The sequence below is a fragment of the Proteiniclasticum ruminis DSM 24773 genome (assembly GCF_000701905.1).
GTDB classification, from domain to species: domain Bacteria; phylum Bacillota; class Clostridia; order Clostridiales; family Clostridiaceae; genus Proteiniclasticum; species Proteiniclasticum ruminis.
On sequence record NZ_JNKC01000004.1, the window covers coordinates 291,712 to 304,775 of the forward strand.

The 13,064-nt window shown below is 44.5% G+C and carries 11 protein-coding genes; 5 read left to right on the forward strand and 6 right to left on the reverse strand.

Going from position 1 to position 13,064, the window contains the following annotated elements; genetic code table 11:
• Positions 1 to 7 precede the first annotated feature (7 nt).
• Together T487_RS0106305 and T487_RS16205 are read left to right on the forward strand one after the other, a co-directional pair.
• On the forward strand, positions 8 to 1,015 hold the full coding sequence (locus tag T487_RS0106305; protein ID WP_155953250.1) for a carboxylate--amine ligase: 1,008 nt from the start codon (positions 8 to 10) through the stop codon (positions 1,013 to 1,015).
• A 94-nt stretch (positions 1,016 to 1,109) separates the two neighbouring features.
• Positions 1,110 to 2,291: a GNAT family N-acetyltransferase gene (locus T487_RS16205; RefSeq protein ID WP_081827566.1), complete on the forward strand. Its 1,182-nt coding sequence runs from the start codon at positions 1,110 to 1,112 to the stop codon at positions 2,289 to 2,291.
• Positions 2,292 to 2,355: 64 nt separating this feature from the next.
• Here the strand turns inward: T487_RS16205 and T487_RS0106320 are convergent, their stop codons facing one another.
• The 3 genes from T487_RS0106320 to T487_RS0106330 all read right to left on the reverse strand — a co-directional run bounded on the left by T487_RS0106320 (position 2,356) and on the right by T487_RS0106330 (position 5,596).
• Positions 2,356 to 3,819: a PepSY domain-containing protein gene (locus T487_RS0106320; RefSeq protein WP_031575447.1), complete on the reverse strand. Its 1,464-nt coding sequence runs from the start codon at positions 3,817 to 3,819 to the stop codon at positions 2,356 to 2,358.
• A gap of 74 nt (positions 3,820 to 3,893) precedes the next feature.
• Positions 3,894 to 5,015 (reverse strand): PepSY domain-containing protein, encoded by a 1,122-nt coding sequence (locus T487_RS0106325; RefSeq protein ID WP_031575450.1) that lies wholly within the window; start codon positions 5,013 to 5,015, stop codon positions 3,894 to 3,896.
• Positions 5,012 to 5,596 (reverse strand): RNA polymerase sigma factor, encoded by a 585-nt coding sequence (locus T487_RS0106330; RefSeq protein ID WP_031575452.1) that lies wholly within the window; start codon positions 5,594 to 5,596, stop codon positions 5,012 to 5,014. The genes T487_RS0106325 and T487_RS0106330 overlap by 4 nt, the downstream gene beginning before the upstream one ends.
• Before the next feature lie 305 nt (positions 5,597 to 5,901).
• Here T487_RS0106330 and T487_RS15835 point away from each other — a divergent pair, with 305 nt between their 5' ends.
• Positions 5,902 to 6,729: a GNAT family N-acetyltransferase gene (locus T487_RS15835; protein ID WP_162178224.1), complete on the forward strand. Its 828-nt coding sequence runs from the start codon at positions 5,902 to 5,904 to the stop codon at positions 6,727 to 6,729.
• 10 nt (positions 6,730 to 6,739) lie between these two features.
• Positions 6,740 to 7,759 carry a hypothetical protein gene (locus T487_RS15840; RefSeq protein ID WP_031575457.1) on the forward strand — a complete coding sequence of 340 codons (1,020 nt, stop codon included), beginning with the start codon at positions 6,740 to 6,742 and terminating at the stop codon, positions 7,757 to 7,759.
• Between the two features lie 67 nt (positions 7,760 to 7,826).
• Here T487_RS15840 and ccsB read toward each other — a convergent pair whose 3' ends face one another.
• From ccsB to T487_RS0106355, 3 genes are all read right to left on the reverse strand, one after another.
• Positions 7,827 to 8,642 carry a c-type cytochrome biogenesis protein CcsB gene (gene ccsB, locus T487_RS0106345; RefSeq protein WP_031575460.1) on the reverse strand — a complete coding sequence of 272 codons (816 nt, stop codon included), beginning with the start codon at positions 8,640 to 8,642 and terminating at the stop codon, positions 7,827 to 7,829.
• Positions 8,629 to 9,927 (reverse strand): cytochrome c biogenesis ResB family protein, encoded by a 1,299-nt coding sequence (locus tag T487_RS0106350; RefSeq protein ID WP_162178225.1) that lies wholly within the window; start codon positions 9,925 to 9,927, stop codon positions 8,629 to 8,631. The genes ccsB and T487_RS0106350 overlap by 14 nt, the downstream gene beginning before the upstream one ends.
• A 66-nt stretch (positions 9,928 to 9,993) precedes the next feature.
• Complete coding sequence (locus T487_RS0106355) at positions 9,994 to 11,175, reverse strand: ammonia-forming cytochrome c nitrite reductase subunit c552 (protein ID WP_031575466.1); 1,182 nt, start codon at positions 11,173 to 11,175, stop codon at positions 9,994 to 9,996.
• Positions 11,176 to 11,473: 298 nt separating this feature from the next.
• Here T487_RS0106355 and T487_RS0106360 point away from each other — a divergent pair, with 298 nt between their 5' ends.
• Positions 11,474 to 12,793, forward strand: coding sequence for a radical SAM/SPASM domain-containing protein (locus T487_RS0106360; RefSeq protein WP_031575469.1), 1,320 nt, complete (start codon positions 11,474 to 11,476; stop codon positions 12,791 to 12,793).
• The last annotated feature ends 271 nt before the right edge of the window (positions 12,794 to 13,064 follow it).

Consider the following 13,064-nt stretch of genomic DNA (forward strand, 5'->3'; position numbering starts at 1 on the left):
GGAAACTATGAAAAAAATCTACGAGGAAAATAAAGATAAAACGCTTATTGTCATCGGATGTGCAGACCATTATGTCAGATTGGTCGTTGAAAATAAAGAAGCACTGAAAGACATGTATGTTGTCCCTTACTCCGATAAAGAAGTACTCGATAATATCGTCCTGAAGGAAACCTTCTACAGTCTTTGCAGTAAATACAATCTAGATTATGCGAAAACTCTTGTGTACAAGAAAGAAATGAATCTGGATTTCACACTGGATTTTGACTTCCCGGTGGTGCTAAAACCTTCTGATTCTGTAAGCTATAATAAAAACTCTTTCCAAGGTCAGCATAAGGTGTATTTCATTGACAATATGCAAGACTTGAAAGATACCCTGAAAACAATCTATGGTCATGGATATGAAGACAACATGATCATACAGGAAAGAATCCCCGGTGATGACTCCGCTATGTATGATCTTCAGGTCTATGTAGGCAGTGACCATAAAGTGAAGCTTATGAACTTCGGAAATGTTCTTCTGGAAGAGCATACACCGAAAGGGATCGGCAGCAATGCAGCAACGTTAGTGGATTACAATGAGGAGCTGATGAAAAAAATCCAAGTTTTTCTAGAAGACATCGGTTATGAGGGTCTTGCAGACTGTGACCTCAAATATGATCATCGTGATGGCACCTATAAGATGTTTGAAATCAATATCCGTCAGGGGCGAAGCCACTACCGGGTCACCGGTGGGGGAGACAATCTAGCGAAATATATTGTAGAGGACTATGTGCTTCATAAAGAGCTTCCGCTAAAATTTGTGAAAGATGAATATTTTTGGCATGTGGTTCCACTCGGTATTGTGTACAAATACATCAATGATGAAGAAAAGGTCAAGAAGATCAAACGGCTTGTAAAAGAAGGAAAGGTTTGTCACTCCCTTTACTACCCTAAGGATATGAACATAAAGAGATGGGCGTATCTGAAACTTAGAGATTTTAATCAGTACAAGAAATACAAAAAACATCTGGGCTAAAACAGCATAGGTATTTTCATTCAAAGAGGAAGCAGGTTGTTAGAAGACGAACTGTTTCCTCTTCTTTACTAGAGATCATGCAGGGGGGAGATTTATGAATTTGACTTTAACGCATCTGAAAGAGGAAAAGTGGAAAGGGAAAAATCTTGTCATGGATTATACCAGTGAGGCGTATTATGATGTTTCATTAACCACTCACCCGGAAGGGTTTCGTCTGGATGTCTCCAAAAAACCCTTCGATGTCCTCTACACCTTCTCCTCAAAGGAAAAAGGATATCCAGATAAGCTCTATGAAGACTATCGTGAAAATCCTTATGCATGGGGATACCTGGACGGAGACAGACTGGTGGCAGCTCTAGAAACCACCTCAGAGAACTGGTCCAACAGACTGCGTATTTCTGAGCTTTTTGTGGAAAAGTCCTATCGCAGAAAAGGACTGGGACACCACCTCATGGCCATTGCAAAAGAACAGACAAGAAGAGAGAAAAGAAGAGCACTGATCCTAGAGACCCAATCTTCCAACGTCCCTGCCATCACCTTTTACCTCAAGGAAGGATTTACCCTCATTGGGTTTGACTCCTGCGCCTACAGCAATGAGGACCTTCAAAGAAAAGAAGTGAGGCTCGAACTTGGCTGGTTCCCTGAAAAAAGAAAAAAGCTGAACAAGGAAGATATTCTGATCAGAGAAGAGAAGCTGGAAGATCATCACTTGGTGGAAGCCATGACCCAAAGAGCTTTCTGGAATAAACACCACCTGGGATGCGATGAACACTACCTTGTCCATAAAATTCGTCAGCATCAAGACTATATCCCTGAACTTTCAAGAATTGCACTGGTGGACGGAAAAATTGTTGGCGCCATCTTTTATACCAAATCATTTGTAAAGGATACAAATAAAGAACATGAAGTGCTTACCTTCGGGCCACTATGTGTAGATCCTATTTGGCAAGGAATGGGCATCGGAGAAGCACTTCTTACAGAAACTGCAGCGCTTGCCAAGAATAAGGGGTATCCGGGAATCATCATTTTCGGAGAGTCTGATTATTATCCGCGTTTTGGCTTTAGAACCTGCAACCATTATGGCATCACCACAAAAGACGGGAAAAACTTTGATGCCTTCATGGCACTGGAGCTTGCAAAAGACACTCTGAAAGATATATCCGGTAAATTTCATGAATCGCCTGTATTTGAAGACTTACCTATGGAAAAGGTGGAAGAATATAATACACTCTTTCCTGAGCTTCAGAAAATTCTCTTTCCGGACCAGTGGGACTGATTTCCTCATAAAGAGAAGAGCTGCAGCAAATAAGCGCTGCAGCTCTTCTTTCTTCTCTTCTAAATCAGTCTTCATCATCCACTTCAAACTCTGTGATGATTCCAGTATAGGCATTGATTTCAATCTCATATTCTTTCCCCTGATGATGAACTTCAAAATCATAGCTGTCATCATCTGAATCCTCGTCTGAAATGGTTCCGTTCACTCTGCCTAGTGCAATTTGTCTTGCCTCATCCAAGGTGATTTTTGATTTCTGAGGTGTGCTTTCCCCTCTGTCATCATCGTCATCGTCGTCATCCACTTCAACTTCTTTTACCGCTCCGGTTAAGGCATGGACTTCAATCTCATATTTCTTCCCATCATAGCGGATGTCAAAGTCATAACTGTCGTCGTCTCTTTCTTCTTCCACAATGGTTCCATTGATTCTACCTAAAGCGATCCGTCTTGCTTCTTCCAAAGTAATCCTTGATTTCTGAGGTGTGCTTGCCCCTCTATCATCATCGTCATCATCGTCATCCACTTCAATCTCTTTCACTGCTCCAGTGAAAGCATGGACCTCAACTTCATATTTTCTTCCATCATAGCGGATGTCAAAATCATAACTGTCATCATCTCTTTCTTCTTCTACGATGGTTCCATTGATTCTGCCCAAAGCGATTCGTCTTGCTTCTTCCAGAGTAATCCTTGATTTCTGAGGTGTGCTTGTTCCTCTATCATCCTCGTCATCGTTGTCATCCAATTCAACATCTATGACCTCTCCGCTGTAAGCATGAATCTCAATCTCATGCTTCACACCATTATAGAGAACTTTCACCTCATACTCCTCATCATCCAGCTCCATCTTCAGAAGCTCTCCTGGATACTTTCCCAGTGCGATGCTTTTTGCTTCTTCAAAGGAGATCATGCCTTCCTTTGGCTGGTCACTGTTGTAAGTATACGAGGAAAGAACCTGGAAAATCTTCTCCTGATCAAAATCCTGAGCTCTGTAATATTCCAGAAGTTCTTTCAATGTCATATTCTCCAGTTCAGTCACGCCTAGAGAAACACCAAGCTCATTCAGTCTTCCAACGGCAGCTTCTCTGCCAGTGAGGTTCTGTTCTGCTGAATCTTTGAAGTTTCCAGCTAAAACTGTGGCTTCAATCTGCTTGTTTTCCAGGTAAGCTCGGATCATCTCATTGACTTTTAATACCTTCTCCTCATTGGCCGCAAGATCTCTCACACTAATCATCACCACATTATCTGTACCGCCATGGATAAACCCTCCAAGGATCATAAGATCCACCAGCTCACTTACAGTAGCTTCCAGTGACCTTGTGTCATTTGTGAATCCTGTCAGAAGTTTTTCCGCATCTTCATTAAGCGCTCTCACTTCGACCACTTGTTCCAGCCTGTTGGTCACCACTTCAATGCTTGGGTTCACATCCATGGTCATGCGGAAAGAAGGTACCGTAAGATAGTAAAAGAGTCCAGCCACCAGTCCTATCGTAAGCAGTGGAAGCATCAGTATCATTTTTCGTGATTTCATCATGGGTAAAACCTCCTGTTTTTTATCTTATATCTATATAACAGAGGACCTTCTCGTTTTATTGCGTCAATTAAAAATTAATCGTCATCATCCTCTTCATACTCTGTATCGTCATTCTCTTCATCATCTGTATCGTCATTCTCTTCATCATCTGTATCGTCGTCATCATCATCGTCATTATTGTCATCATCCAAAGCCTCACGGTCATGGTCCAGAATCCGTCCCGTGAAAGCATCAATTTCCAGCTCATGCTTATCAGTATCTGTATGGATTTCAAACTCATAGCTGTCCTCATCCAGATCTTCTTCCACAATTTTACCGCCTGTTCTTCCCAGAACAATTTTTCTGGCTTCCTGTATCGTAATTCTGGTTCTGCCTTCTTCGCCTGATGGCTGATCATCGGGTTTTTCGATTTCCTCTGGGTCCAGCTTGTCCACTTCAGAGAGATCCTCACTTTCAATGATTCTTCCCAGATCCAGATCCAGATTTTCCGAGAGAAGCACCAGCTCTTCCAGTGACAACTTCACCAGATCCTCCACTTTAAGGCCCTCCCGTAGAATCATAAGGTTTCTGATGAATGTCATTTTACTGATGGATATGCCATACTCTTTCGCATAATTCTCCATGGCGCTGGTCTTCTCCAAACGCTGATTGAGAAGAATCGGAACGATTTCCCTGTTTTTCAGATACTCATGAATGAGATCATCCAGTCTGGTAAGCTTCTCCTCTTCCTTCATCTCATTCCTGCTGAACACTGAAAGAAGCACAACCTCTTCTTTATCACTCAGATACCCTTCCAGAATGAGTTCCTCCAAGATCATCTCCGTGACTTCTTCATAGGATTTCCCACTGTAGTCTATCTCCTGTAGAAGAACCTCTCCCTCCTCATTAAAACCTTGAAGCCCTATCACTTCATTCTTCTTGTTTGTTTTCAGTTCTATACTTGGATTCACATCCAGATAGATTTCACTGTCCACCACCTGGTAGGTGCGATACCAGCTTCCGAACAAAAGAAGCAGCATTGCTGCAGCCGCTAGTGGAATCATGGATTTTAAAAATGGCCTTTTTGTCTCCTGACGGGTGATCTCATCATGCCGGAGCATTTTAACCACAGGTTTTTCTTTGATCTCCTCCAGAAGATCAAGAGGTGCCGTCTCTATAATATTTTTCAGTCGCTTCTCAATCTGACGATCCTTCATGATCTTCCCTCCTCCAAATAAGTTCTCAGCTTTTTCAGCCCCCGGTGATACTTGGAAAGCACCGTGGAAAGCTTCATCCCAAGACTTTCAGATATCTCCTTATGTTTCATCCCAGATACTGCATATAAAAGAATGATCTCCCGCTCCTCTTCTGTGAGATGCGCCAGCACTTGTTCCAGCACCATCCGGTCCTCCAGATCCGTCACATAGGAAAATCTCTTGTCATTTCCAAGAAGAGAAGTATCCTCCAGCTGGACCCGACTTCTTTTTTTATACTCTGTGTAGTAAATGTTTTTCGCAATGGTGAACATCCACGCCAAGGGCTTCCCCATGGGCTTATAAAGATGGGCGGCAGAAAGAATCTTCAGATAGGTTTCCTGCATGATCTCTTTTGACAGCTCATGGTCCCTGGTGAGGGAGACACAAAACGCATAAAGTGCTCTTTCTGTGAGATGATAGAGATCATCCAGAGCCGCAGTGTCACCGGTACCGATCCTTTGAAACAGGCTTTCATCCACTGCCAGGGAGTCCCCTTCTTCTTTCGGGATATTCTCTTGTAGCACAAAAGTAAAAAGTATCATCTCGACTCCTCCTATACCATTAACTGCGCTGCATGGACTTTTATTGCACTCCATGCTCAAATTAATATTTTGTTCATAAATAGAGCCAGGAAAAAGATGCTGTCTTTCCCCTGGCTGATTTTCTCTTCTTTGTAGTATACCATAGAATCAATTGCATGAAATCAGTTTCCTGACACGTGAAAGCAGAACTCTCTACCTTTTGTATGGTAGGGGTTGTACCTTTTCTTCCAGAAGCAAATTATTTGGCGCCGATGAGCCTCTCAAAACGTGGTAGAATAAAGAAAACACCCACTGGAGGAGGAGACATGATGTGCACAATCATCCCCTACACACCTGATAAGATGAATGATGTGAGAACTCTTATAGAAGATCCCTTTGTCAGAGAGGATCTCCTAGGGTGCCTGGAGGATTTCCCAGATTACGGCCTGGTTGCCATGGAAAAAGGTGTCATCGTAGGCGTAGCGGTCTTCACTGGCAAAAATGCGATCACTAGCTTCACCCTTTACGTGGGAACTTCCTATAGAAAACGAGGCATCGGTACAAAGCTTCTTCATGAGCTGGAAAAAAACATGCGCTCCAGTGCTGTGAAGGAAGTCTATTGTGACTTTCAGGAAAATCCGGACCATTCATCTTTTGTAGAGAAAAACGGTTATCCTCTCCAGTTCCGATCCAGTCTCATGACCTTCCAAGGTACTGAGACTGCCTTACCTGATCACAGGATCCGTCTCTATGAAGATCAAGACTATGAGGCTGTTCATGACCTCCTTCACCGTGCATTTCAAAAAATGCGGAAACAGGTGGGTCTTCCTCTACTAGACTCTCCAAGAAGTATGGAGGAAGCAGCAAAGTATCTGGAAAATAGAACCTCTATCCTTATTCTGGAAGATGAGACCATCATAAAAGGCTGCATCTTCCTGGACGGCCATGAGATTGACAAACTGGCAGTAGCACCTGAAGAAGAAGGAAAGGGATATGGTAGAGCCCTCCTCGCGGCGGGTGTAAAAAATATACGAATCCATCATAAGGAAGCCACCTTGTGGGTGGTCCAGGGAAACCCTGCGGAAAAGCTCTACACAAGCTTTGGATTCCAGAAAAGAAGACTTCACTGCTTCCATAAAAAGATATTGTCCTAAAGGAGAACTTATGATTACTTTTGATAAAACCCCTGCTCTTACCCAATGCTTTCACGACCTGTCCCTCTCCATGGTCAGCATGCAGGATTTCCTTAGAAAGCTGTTGCCCTATATGGAAAAGCCTTTGACAGAAAAAGAGGAGAAAGACGTGCTCCTTCTATTTTCCCAGTATGGAGTCCCTCAGCATTCCCTGAAGATCTCTCCAAAACTTCTTAAGAATCATCCCTATTTTAGAAATATCCAGCTCAAAGAGATACAAACCAAAACAGTTTCCTATAAAGAAACCGTCATCCCCAAAAGAAGGCTCATGAATACAGACTTCATGAAACCCCTGGGCAAACACCTTTTCCACTATCATCCCCTTGGGTATTTTGAAGAAGACATCCTCATGCCAGCCCTTCACGAAAAGGAGACTGTATGGATGGCTCCAGCTGTCAGTGAGTTTTCCAGCATGGAAGAAGGGATCCGGAAAGGGCACGGCAAATGCCTTACCTTTGGCCTTGGCATCGGGCTCATCGTCTACATGTGGCTGAGAAAAGAAGAGGTTACCGATGTGACCATTGTAGAATTCAATGAGGATGTGATACAGCTCTTTCAAAAGCATATTCTGCCACAGTTTCCAGAAGGAAAATCCGTAAACATCATCCATGGAGATGCCTTTGATTATTATAAGGAGGATTTTCTACAACAGTTTGATTATGTGTATGTGGACTTCTGGGAATCCACCGAAGATGGCCTCCCCTACTACACAAAGCTCATGGAGACCGGCGTGGACCTTCCCCATGTGGATTTCTGGATCGAAGAGTCCATTCTCATGGATGTGAAGTACCTCACGTTCCTCTATCTGAAGCATGTGTATGAAGGAAAATCTGCCAGTGACTTTATGTTTCAGCAGGACTTCTCTCTGGCGAAATATGCCAGAAAAATCCATTTCTTCTTCCAGCAGCTGGAGATGACCATCGGTTCACCAGAGGAGCTTCTTAGCCTCATTCACAGCAGAAATGTTCTGAGAAGTATTCTATCCATCTAACTATGTCCCTATAATACATAACCCCCTGGAGCTTCAGGAAGCTGCCAGGGGGTTTCTTCTTAATAAATTATGCGTAACTGTGGACACTGGGCAAAAGGGTGTTGACTCCAATGTAGGTAAAAAGTACTGCAATGAACCCCACCACGGCAAACACAGCCGCTTTCTTACCCCGCCAGCCTCTGGCAATGCGAAGATGAAGATAAATGGAATAGATGATCCAAGTGATGAAGGACCAGGTCTCCTTAGGATCCCAGGCCCAGTATCTGGACCAGGCCTGCTGAGCCCAGATGGCCCCTGTGATCATCACAAGAGTCAGGAAAAAGTATCCCGCCGCCACTGCCCGGTAGCTGATATAATCCAGCTGCTTCAGATCAGGCACATGCTTTTTGATAAAGGAGTCCTCTTTCATCCGATCCCGTATGAGATAAAGTAAAGAGACCCCAAAGGCCACCCCAAAAGCGCCGTAACTGATCACCGCCGTCGCCACATGAAATACCAGCCAGTTGCTCTGAAGGGCAGGCATCAGCGGTCTCACATCCTTATTCTGCATGGCTGCATAGCCTATGACAAGTAGCACCACAGGCATCACGAAGGCCCCCATGGCCTGAAATTTATACTTCCTTTCAAAAATCAGAAATAAAAGCACAATGCCCCAGGCAAAACTGGTGGCAAACTCATACTGATTGGTCAGAGGAACTCGTCCAGCACCAATCCCCCGGACCATCAGTGCTGCAGTATGGGACAAAAAACCTGCATAAAGAAGAAGTGTTCCTCTTCGGCCGAACTTCTCTTTTCTGCCCAGGAAAAAAAACAGATAAAGAATCATAGCCCCAGCATAGACTCCTAAGGCAATATAGAACAATGTATTTTCAATCTGATTCATCCAAATCACCTGCACTTTCTACCGATAGTTTTTCATGGATGTACATGGAGAAGGTTTCCTGATTTTTCACAGCACCTCCATAGAGTGTCACTCTTCCCTCTTTCTCTATCAAAAGCAGATATTGAGGCACGTAGTAAAAGGTGAGAAAAAGTCCAGCAAGCATAAGGAATCCACCAAGGCCCGCATAAACAGCACCTGGATCCTTCACCACCTGAAGAACGGTATAAAGCCTGGGCTCATAGAGCTCCATGGTATAGTCCCCATAAGAAATGGTCTGTCCTGGTCCAGCCACGTTCATGTCCACAGAAAGACCGTCCTCATAGAGCACATAGAGTGCTCTTGGCCGGTTCAGGAAAGGTGTTTTTGTATAGGGCATGCCCTCTGATACCACAAGGTCCGGATAGAAGCTTCGAAACTCGAGCACCAGGTTTTCTCCAAAGGTTCTGAAATCGCCCTGATAAAAACGGTCCCGCAGGATCTCCTCCCCCTGTTTTCTGATGATGAGATCCATCATCCATCCGGTGCCATACTGGTACACCCGATATCCTTCAAAAGAGAGGGGGTGATTCACCGAGGTATCTCCCCGCTTCTTTACCGTCTCTCCCTCATCCAATACTTCAACACTGGACAGATACTGCTGGATGCTGTAATCCTCCCGGTAAAAGATATCAAAGTCTTGAAGAGATAAGGTATACGAAGTGTTCTCCACCGTCAGCAGGTCCCCAGGAATCCCCCGCACAAAAGATTCATAGCCCATGATTTTTCCAAGGGCAAAGGCCACAATGACAAAAAGAAGTCCAAGATGAACTAATGTGGAGCCAAAATAACCTGCTCGTCTTCGGGAGGAGAAATAGATTTTCTGCCCCTGTTCCTCCAGTTCTTTGATTTTTCCAAAGCCTAGGCTTTTCAGAAGCTCCTTCGGATGCGTCCCTTCATTCAGTTCCTTAATAATCTGATGGTTCTTCTTCAGATGCAGTGAGGCATCTCCCTCCTTCTGGTACTGGGCTCTGGCAGAGGGAATCCGCCTTAAGGTGCAGAACAGCAGATTCAACGTGAGCAGGGCTGTCAGTGAAATAAAGTAAATGGACTCATACACTTTATATAACTTCAGTTTTTCAATGATGAAAAATACCGTAGAATCATAATTTTCCCTATAATATGACAGCGTCTGCCCCTGTGGTATCAGGGTGCCTGCTGTGGCGTAGAGCGCAAGAAGCCCGAGCAGCAGCATTCCAAACTTCATAGAGGCTAAAAACCGCAGTGCCGATGATGTTTTCTTTTTCATACCCATATACTCTCCTGTACTGATAAAAAGGCTCCGCAGAAGCGGAGCCTCCTTATCCTCATTCTGCTATTCATTGAGTTTTTCCATGGCCTGCATGGTCAGGTCCATGGACATGTTGAGAAGTTCAACAGACTTGGCGTTATTATGGAATCCTTCGCTGTTCTCCACAAAAACAAAGTCCCAATACCACTGGGCAGCGCGGTGCAGCTTTCTGGCTTCCACAATGTTCTCCTCAGAAATGCCTTCCGCCTCTGCATTTTTCAGAGCTTCAATGAGGCTCACAAGGGAAAGTGCCGCCTCATTCATCTGATCTTCCACAGATGCCTGAAGCCCTTCCACCCTTTCTGTCAGGCTCTCCTTTGTATCCCCACTGTGACAGCTGAGACACGATGCTTCTATGTGTTTCAGCGGACTGGTCCATTTGTGGGATTTGATTTTATCTCCGCTTTCTCCTTCCACCTCTGGCATATGGCAGGTGATGCAGGAGATGCCCATGCTGTTGTGGACACTTCCCTGATAGGTTTCCCATTCCGGATGCTGCACTTTAAGAAGCTCAGTCCCTGCACTGGGATGAACCCAGTCGGAATAACCAAGTTCATCATAGTACTCCATCATACTCGTAGGGTCCAGGCCGTTGACAGAAGGCATGATGACTTCTTTGGTTTCCGGATCCAGATAGTACTCCACATGACACTGAGCGCAGACCAGATCCTGGTTCTTGAACTCCCCTTCAATGCCTTCCAGAGCCACATTCAAATGTTCTCTCGTAATATTGATGACACCAGGTTCGTTGCGGTGACAGTCATAACAGCTGATGGTTTCCATGCCGCTTTTGTCCACTTCATCAAAATTCAGCTTATTGGCTTCGACGCCCTGTTCATCTAAGAGTGCAAGGAAACCGCTGGTCTTGCACGAGAGGCAGCTGGCTGCAGGTTTTGTTCTGTCTGTGTGAATGACATCCTCCAGAGCGTATACATGTCCTCTTGCTCTTAAATATTCGACGCTGAAGCTGTTTCCTTCATAAAGGGTCTTCAGGTAAGGGTACTTTTCAAGATAGTCAATGGGAACAGATCCCCCATAGGTAGTTTCCAGCATCTCACTGTTTTCCAAATAGCTGGCGTACACATCCGGATGCTTGCTTTGCCATTCCTTAGCTGAAGTAATCTTCCCCATGCCGCTCTCACCGGAGCAGGCGGAGAAAATCATCAATGTGCCAATGGTCATACCGAGTAACAGCAGTTTTTTCATATTATCAACCCTCCTTTCGTTTAATAAGTATCAAAATATTCAGTCTACGATATAATTCTAACATATTCATCCCTGTATTTACAGATTTCCAGCCATATAGCCCACGATGACTCAAAAAATTCATAACTCCCTTGTGATGGAACCATCTTTGTCTTTGAGGGTTATTAACCTTATTCTTGTCTTCTCTGAAATCTGTGATAAAATAGATTTTGCACTAAAAGTATGTTAAAACTTGACAATATATGATTGGACCATCGTCAGAACAAAAGACCCTTCGCCCACAAATCAGGAGGATACTATGAAAAAAAACTACAAAGCATCAAGATTTAATGCGCTCACAAATACAGAAGAGGATGGTCTCATCCTTTTCAACAGTTATACAGGCGCCTTGGCAGACTTCACAAAGGAAGAGAAAGAGGAAGTCATGGGCTATCTGAAAAATCAGCCTGGCTTAGAAAGCTCCCCAGTGAAAGAAGCCCTCATTGACCATGGCTTTCTTGTGAAGGAAAGTGCTGATGAGAAAAAGAGAGCAGAGTTTCTTCATCAGTCCCTGCATCGCACCGATATGCTGCATCTCATTCTTATGCCCACAGAGGCCTGCAACTTCAGATGCACCTACTGCTACGAATCCTTTGTCCGAGGCAAGATGGATGAGAATACCGTATCTGGTGTAAAGGCTCTGGTCAGAGAGAGAATAACGACACTGAACACACTCCATATCAGCTGGTTTGGCGGAGAACCTCTCATGGAGCTTGATCTCATGGAGGAGCTGACTTCTGTATTCCAGGAAGAAGCAAGAGATCATAGCGTATCTTATTCTGCAGACATTTCCACCAACGGCTACTTCCTGACAACGGAAGTATTCCATAAACTGCTGTCCATGGACGTTCGGCAGTTCATGATCACCATAGATGGTGTGGAAGCTGTCCATGACAAGAGGCGGTTCCTCATTGGTGGTGGAAAAACCTTCAGTGAAATCATGGAGAACCTGAAGGCTGCCAAAGAAAGCACTGAAAACTTTGATCTTTCCATTCGTGTGAACTTCGATGAAGACAACCTGAAGGAGACAGAAGAACTCACCCAGTACCTGAAGGAGCAGTTCGCAGGAGATCCACGTTTTGGTATTCTCTTCCGTCCAGTGGGCAGATGGGGCGGAGAACATGATGAGGATATTCCCATCTGTTCCCATATCACAGCCAATGAAAAAATGTGGCAGTTCACTGAGAATGCCATTGATGAGAAGCTCCATATGAGCAGTATGATTGGCGGTATCATGAACCCTGCGGGCTCAGTCTGCTATGCGGCAAAACCCAATGCCTTTGTCATCGGAGCCAACGGACAGCTCTACAAATGCACCACAGCGCTGGATGCTGATGTCAATCATGTGGGGACACTAAACGCGGACGGCACCATGGATCTTGATTACGACAAGCTCATTTCCTGGGTCACCTCAGGGGAAGAAACAGATGCTGCCTGCCAGAACTGTTTCTACAGACCTGCTTGTCAAGGAAACCACTGTCCTTGGTACAGAGCCCTCACCGGCGACAGACCATGTCCATCGGAGAAGAACAACATCAAGAAGGTACTGAAGCTCGTTTGGAAGAACAGTCTATTATAATACAAACACTCATTTGAAAGGAGGTGAACACCCATGCGCATTGTAAGACCTGCGGTATCCCCAAACAAGGTGAATTCCGGAAGAATCCTGAAGGCTGCTCCTGGAAACCTGAAATAAGGATCCATCCTCATAAGAAGTATTCCTCTGGGAATGCTTCTTTTTTTTGTTTCATGTAAATAAAATCTTTATCCACATGGTTTTTGTATGATTCCACAGACTGGACTGAGGTCCTGTGTATAACAAAAAGAGAGATCCTGCAAAGGCCAAAACC

What these genes read in the sequence shown, in the direction of transcription:
- T487_RS0106305 (WP_155953250.1), top strand. Translation starts at nt 8, where the DNA reads ATGAAAAAAATCTACGAGGAAAATAAAGATAAAACGCTTATTGTCATC.
- T487_RS16205 (WP_081827566.1), top strand. Translation starts at nt 1,110, where the DNA reads ATGAATTTGACTTTAACGCATCTGAAAGAGGAAAAGTGGAAAGGGAAA.
- T487_RS0106320 (WP_031575447.1), bottom strand. Translation starts at nt 3,819, where the DNA reads ATGATGAAATCACGAAAAATGATACTGATGCTTCCACTGCTTACGATA.
- T487_RS0106325 (WP_031575450.1), bottom strand. Translation starts at nt 5,015, where the DNA reads ATGAAGGATCGTCAGATTGAGAAGCGACTGAAAAATATTATAGAGACG.
- T487_RS0106330 (WP_031575452.1), bottom strand. Translation starts at nt 5,596, where the DNA reads ATGATACTTTTTACTTTTGTGCTACAAGAGAATATCCCGAAAGAAGAA.
- T487_RS15835 (WP_162178224.1), top strand. Translation starts at nt 5,902, where the DNA reads ATGATGTGCACAATCATCCCCTACACACCTGATAAGATGAATGATGTG.
- T487_RS15840 (WP_031575457.1), top strand. Translation starts at nt 6,740, where the DNA reads ATGATTACTTTTGATAAAACCCCTGCTCTTACCCAATGCTTTCACGAC.
- ccsB (WP_031575460.1), bottom strand. Translation starts at nt 8,642, where the DNA reads ATGAATCAGATTGAAAATACATTGTTCTATATTGCCTTAGGAGTCTAT.
- T487_RS0106350 (WP_162178225.1), bottom strand. Translation starts at nt 9,927, where the DNA reads ATGAAAAAGAAAACATCATCGGCACTGCGGTTTTTAGCCTCTATGAAG.
- T487_RS0106355 (WP_031575466.1), bottom strand. Translation starts at nt 11,175, where the DNA reads ATGAAAAAACTGCTGTTACTCGGTATGACCATTGGCACATTGATGATT.
- T487_RS0106360 (WP_031575469.1), top strand. Translation starts at nt 11,474, where the DNA reads ATGAAAAAAAACTACAAAGCATCAAGATTTAATGCGCTCACAAATACA.